At 65.5% G+C, this 5,525-nt stretch carries 5 protein-coding genes; 4 read left to right on the top strand and 1 reads right to left on the bottom strand.

The window, feature by feature from the left end; genetic code table 11:
* Nucleotides 1-2,413 (bottom strand): nitrite reductase large subunit NirB (nirB, locus tag AC2VON_RS04145; RefSeq protein ID WP_486951805.1); only part of this gene is annotated, 2,413 nt, incomplete at its 3' end.
* Between the two features lie 260 nt (nucleotides 2,414-2,673).
* On the opposite strand from nirB, the gene AC2VON_RS04150 reads away from it, so the two are divergent.
* The 4 genes from AC2VON_RS04150 to AC2VON_RS04165 form a co-directional block, all read left to right on the top strand.
* On the top strand, nucleotides 2,674-3,111 hold the full coding sequence (locus tag AC2VON_RS04150) for an Hsp20/alpha crystallin family protein (RefSeq protein WP_486951801.1): 438 nt from the start codon (nucleotides 2,674-2,676) through the stop codon (nucleotides 3,109-3,111).
* A gap of 207 nt (nucleotides 3,112-3,318) precedes the next feature.
* Complete coding sequence (locus AC2VON_RS04155; protein ID WP_486951802.1) at nucleotides 3,319-3,630, top strand: hypothetical protein; 312 nt, start codon at nucleotides 3,319-3,321, stop codon at nucleotides 3,628-3,630.
* Between the two features lie 58 nt (nucleotides 3,631-3,688).
* A complete protein-coding gene (locus tag AC2VON_RS04160) occupies nucleotides 3,689-4,519 on the top strand; it encodes a hypothetical protein (RefSeq protein ID WP_486951803.1) in 831 nt (276 codons plus the stop codon).
* 37 nt (nucleotides 4,520-4,556) lie between these two features.
* A partial coding sequence (locus AC2VON_RS04165; protein WP_486951804.1) for an FAD-binding protein occupies nucleotides 4,557-5,525 on the top strand: 969 nt, incomplete at its 3' end.

Raw genomic sequence — 5,525 nt, forward strand, 5'->3', positions numbered from 1 at the left:
CGAAGGACACGAACCGGGCTAGTTTGTCCGGGTCCTCCAGCACCCCTTTCCACTCGCAGGAATAGTTTTCGACGTGACGCGCCATCGCCTGCTCGAACTCCCCGGCCAGGCCGAGACAGTCGTGGCACACGACGTCGCGTAGGTGATCCAGCCCGCCCTCGAGTGATTCGATCCATGGCGCGGTGCGCTGCAACCTATCGGCGGTGCGGATGTAGAACATCAGGAACCGGTCGATGTAGTGGGTCAGCGTCTCGGTGTCGAGGTCACCGGCCAGCAGTTGGGCGTGCTTAGGGGTGAATCCGCCGTTACCGCCGACGTAGAGGTTCCAACCCTTCTCCGTGGCGATCACGCCGACGTCTTTCGCACGCGCCTCCGCGCACTCACGCGCACAACCAGAGACGCCCATCTTGATCTTGTGCGGCGCGCGCAAGCCCCGGTAGCGCAGTTCCAGGTCGATGGCCAGCTGCACCGAATCCTGGACGCCGTAGCGGCACCAGTCGGTGCCCACGCAGCTTTTCACCGTGCGCACTGCCTTGCCGTAGGCATGCCCGGATTCCATGCCGGCGTCGACCAGCCTCCGCCAGATCTTCGGCAGCTGGTCGACTCGGGCGCCGAACATGTCGATGCGCTGCCCGCCGGTGATCTTGGTGTACAACCCGTATTCCTGGGCGATCTCGCCGATCAGGATCAGGTGCTCCGGTTTGATTTCACCGCCGGGAACCCGCGGCACCACCGAATCGCTGCCGTTGCGCTGGATATTGGCCAGGAAATGGTCGTTGGAATCCTGCAAAGACGCCTGCTCGCCGTCGAGGATGTGGGCCGACCCGGTTGACGCCAGGATCGATGCGACGGTGGGTTTGCAGATATCGCAACCCTTTCCGGTGCCGAACTGCTCCAGCAGGCCGGAGAAGGTCCGGATTTCAGTAGCGCTGATGATCTCGAACAGCTCGGCACGCGACTGGCTGAAGTGCTCGCACAACGCCTTGGCCTGCTGCACACCCTCGGTTTCCAGCAGCTGCTTGAGCAGCGGCACACAGGAACCGCACGCGGTGCCGGCCGCTGTGCAGGCCTTCAGTGCCGGTACATCATGGCAACCCTCGGCGATGGCGTCGGCCAATTCCGCCTTGGTGACGTTGTTGCAGGAGCAGATCTGAGCAGATCCCGGTAGCGCGCCGACCCCTGAAGCGACTGTGCGGCCATCGGATTGTGCCGGTGCGATCAGTTTCAGCGGGTCGCTCGGCAGCTGCGAACCGACCATCGGCCGTAGCACCCCGTACGCGGAGGCATCGCCGACCAGGATGCCGCCCAGCAGCGTCTCGGCATCGTCGGAGAGCACCAGTTTGGCGTAGGTCCGGTTCACCGCGTCGTTGACGACGACCGCCAGGCAGTTTTCGGCGGTTCCCATCGCGTCACCAAAGCTGGCGACGTCGACGCCGAGCAACTTGAGCTTGGTCGACAGGTCGGCTTCGCCGAACTCGGCGGCCCCGCCCAGCAGCCGGTCGGCGACCACCTCGGCGCTGGTGTAACCCGGACCGACCAGCCCGTAGCACCGCCCGTCGATAGCAGCCACCTCGCCGATCGCGTACACGTCGGGATCGCTGGTCACACAGGACCGGTCGGTGAGCACACCGCCGCGGTCGGCGATCTTGAGCCCAGCGGCCGCGGCCAGTTCGTCGCGCGGGCGCACGCCGGCGGCGAACACCACCAGGCCGGCGTCGATCACCGTACGGTCGGACAGCCGCACCCGCAGTGTGCCGGCCCCGTCGCGGTGGTCGACGCGCTCGATCGCATCGATGCCCACCCCGACGTGCACCGCGATCCCCAGGTCGGCGATCATCCGGCCCAACTGCACACCGCCGGCCTCGTCGAGTTGTTGGGGCATCAACCACGGCGCCATCTCGACGATGTGGGGGGTCAGCCCGAACCGGCGCAGCGCATCGGCGGCCTCCAGTCCGAGCAGCCCGCCGCCGATAACGACACCGGCGCGGGTGTGGCCGCCGTCCAGCGTGTGCGCCATGTCGGCGCGGATGCCGTCGAGGTCGTCCAGGGTGCGGTAGACGTGGCAGCCGGGCAGGTCATGACCGGGCACCGGGGGGACGAACGCACGCGACCCGGTCGCCAGCACCAGCGTGTCGTAGCGATACCGATCGCCCGCCGCGGTGCGCACCGACTTCGTCACCCGGTCGATCTCGCTGGCCCGGGTCCTCAGCAGCAACCGGACCCGTGAGTCTCCGGAGTAGTCGTTGCCCGGTAGCGCCAGCCGGGAGCGATCCCAGCCGTCGGTGTAGGCGGTCAGCCCGACCCGGTCATAGGCGGCGTCGGGCTCCTCGGCGAGCACGGTGACCTGCCAGCCGTCGCCGTCGCTGCGATCAATTCGATCCCGCAGCGCCTCGACGAAACGGTGGCCCACCATGCCGTGGCCGACGACCACCAACTCGCGGACGCCACCTGGGGTTTCAACTTGGGCCACAGCCCGAGGCTAGAGACACGATGTTGCCGTGATGTCGCCCTATGTGACAGATGCGTGACCTTATCCTCACCGGCCCCGGCGCCTACCCGGGGGCGCGTTCACCGACAGCGAACAACCGATGGAACTTTAGCGCAGTCGACTCAGGTTTTAGGAGGTAGTGGACCGGCACCGGGCTGGTCGACCACCGAAACGAGGAGACACCAATGAGCAACCTGACACTGTGGCCGCGGCCTTTCGACACCGATCGATGGGTGCGCAACTTCTTCAGCCCCACGACGGTCAGTGACTGGCTCGTGCCGACGCCGAGCGGTTTCAGTCCCGCCGCTGAGATCACCAAAGACGGTGACGACGCCGTGGTCCGGCTGGAGCTTCCGGGCGTCGACGTCGACAAGGACGTCACCGTGGAGTTGGAAGGCGGGCACCTGACCATCCGTGGTGAGCGCCGCGACGAGCACGCCAGCGAGGAGAACGGACGCACCCTGCGCGAGCTGCGCTACGGGTCGTTCAGCCGGTCCTTCGCCGTTCCGGCGCAGGTCACCAACGACGCGATCTCCGCGTCCTACGACGCCGGCGTCCTGACCGTCCGGGTGGCCGGCGTCTACACCGGCACCCAGCCGCAGCGCATCGCGATCACCAAGTAGAACCGGGTAGAACCGGACTCGCGAAAAGTCCCCCGCAAACCGGGGATACCCGTAGCGAAAGCCCCCACACACGCCGCGTGTGGGGGCTTTCGCGCCTTTTCGTGCAAAGTCGCCCCCGGACGTGATCGGCCTCACGTCGCGTTCCGGATATGGCTAGCATCGGTTGACGTAGTGTGGCTCGTAACATCAGCAGCCCGAGGAGGTCCGTTGTCCAGCGCGGCCGAACTCGCGGAGCTGCACGAGTTGATCGACAATCTGCGACGCTGCGTGACGTCGTTGAAGGCACGCTATGACGACGTTGCCGCTATGCGCCGCATCGCGGTGGACACCGAACGTATCCTCAGCGGCGTCGAACTGCTCGAATCCGACGCCGACGACCTGGGCCCGGCCCGCTACGGCGCGCATCACGCCGGCGAGAAGATTCCGGTCCCGGACACCGCATACGATGCGCAATTCTGGCGCGACGTCGACGACGAAGGTGTCGGGGCCGGGGCGGCCAAGGAAGATACCGGCCCGTGATTACCGGGTGCTCTCGCCTGAGCACCCCCGAGAGCAAAGCAGAAGGGGAGCACACCAGATGAGCGCACCGACCGCGAACCCGCCCGCGACCGGTGTCTTCACGCCGTCCCGTGCTCGGATAACTGCTCGCACCCTGCGCGCCGATCGATGGTGGCTCTCGCCGACGCGGGTCAACATCGGCCTGGACGCGTTCATCATCTATGCGACCATCCGGGCGTTCTGGGGCAGCGCCTACTGGGTGGACAAGTACCACTACCTGACGCCGTTCTACTCACCGTGTATCAGTGCGTCGTGCGTGCCGGGCTCCAGCCACCTGGGTCATTGGTTCGGACACTTTCCAGCGTGGATCCCGTTGGGAATGCTGGTGTTACCATTTCTACTCGCATTCCGGATCACCTGCTACTACTACCGCAAGGCCTACTACCGGGCCTATTGGCTGTCGCCGGCGGGCTGCGCGGTGCCCGAACCACGTGCCCACTACACCGGCGAGACCCGGCTACCGCTGATCTTCCAGAACGGCCACCGCTACTTCTTCTACATTGCCTTCACGCTGGCCGCCCTCAACACCTACGACGCCATCGTGGCGTTTCACTCCGATAGCGGCCCACACGGTTTCGGCTTCGGCTTGGGCAATATCGTGCTGCTCGGCAATGTGCTGTTGTTGTGGGCGTACACCGGCGGATGCCACTCGTGTCGGCACGTTTTCGGTGGGCGGCTCACCCACTTCTCCCGACATCCGGTCCGGTACTGGCTGTGGTCACGAATCAGCTGGTTCAACGGGCGGCACATGCAATTCGCCTGGACCACACTGGGCACTCTGGCACTGACTGACTTCTACATCGCACTGGTGGCCAGCGGCACCATCACTGACCTGAGATTTATTGGCTGATAAGCACTTCCAGGAGCCGAAGGGTAACCAAGAATCCATGATTGAAGTCGAACGGCACAGCTGCGACGTCGTCGTGATCGGTGCCGGCGGCGCAGGCCTGCGTGCGGTCATCGAAGCCCGCGAGCAGGGGCTGTCCGTCGCGGTGGTGTGCAAATCACTGTTCGGCAAGGCACACACCGTGATGGCCGAGGGCGGCTGCGCGGCCTCGATGGGCAACGTCAACGCCAAAGACAACTGGCAAACCCACTTCCGTGACACCATGCGGGGCGGGAAGTTCCTCAACAACTGGCGGATGGCCGAATTGCACGCCAAGGAGGCGCCGGACCGCGTCTGGGAGCTGGAGACCTACGGCGCGCTGTTCGACCGCACCAAAGAGGGAAAGATCAGCCAGCGCAACTTCGGCGGCCACACCTACCCACGCCTGGCCCACGTCGGTGACCGCACCGGCCTGGAGATCATCCGCACCATGCAGCAGAAAGTCGTCTCGCTGCAGCAGGACGACCACGCCGAGTTCGGCGACTACGCGGCGAAGATCAAGGTCTTCCACGAATGCACCATCACCGAGCTGCTCAAAGACGATGCCACGGAGGCTATTTCGGGCGCGATCGGCTACTGGCGTGAAAGCGGCCAGTTCGTCGTATTCGAGGCGCCCGCAGTGGTGCTGGCGACCGGCGGCATCGGCAAATCGTTCAAGGTGACGTCGAACTCCTGGGAATACACCGGCGACGGCCACGCACTCGCGTTACGCGCCGGCGCCACGCTCATCAACATGGAGTTCGTCCAGTTCCACCCGACCGGCATGGTGTGGCCGCCGAGCGTGAAGGGAATCCTGGTCACCGAGGGCGTCCGCGGTGACGGCGGCGTGCTGAAGAACTCCGAGGGCACCCGGTTCATGTTCGACTACATCCCACCGGTGTTCAAAGGCCAGTACGCCGAGACCGAGCAAGAAGCCGACCAGTGGCTCAAGGACAACGACTCGGCCCGGCGCACCCCGGACCTGTTGCCC

The sequence above is a fragment of the Mycobacterium sp. TH-M82 genome (genome assembly GCF_057473605.1).

Coding starts and splice junctions, on each gene's coding strand:
- AC2VON_RS04150 (WP_486951801.1), top strand. CDS start 2,674: ATGAGCAACCTGACACTGTGGCCGCGGCCTTTCGACACCGATCGATGG.
- AC2VON_RS04160 (WP_486951803.1), top strand. CDS start 3,689: ATGAGCGCACCGACCGCGAACCCGCCCGCGACCGGTGTCTTCACGCCG.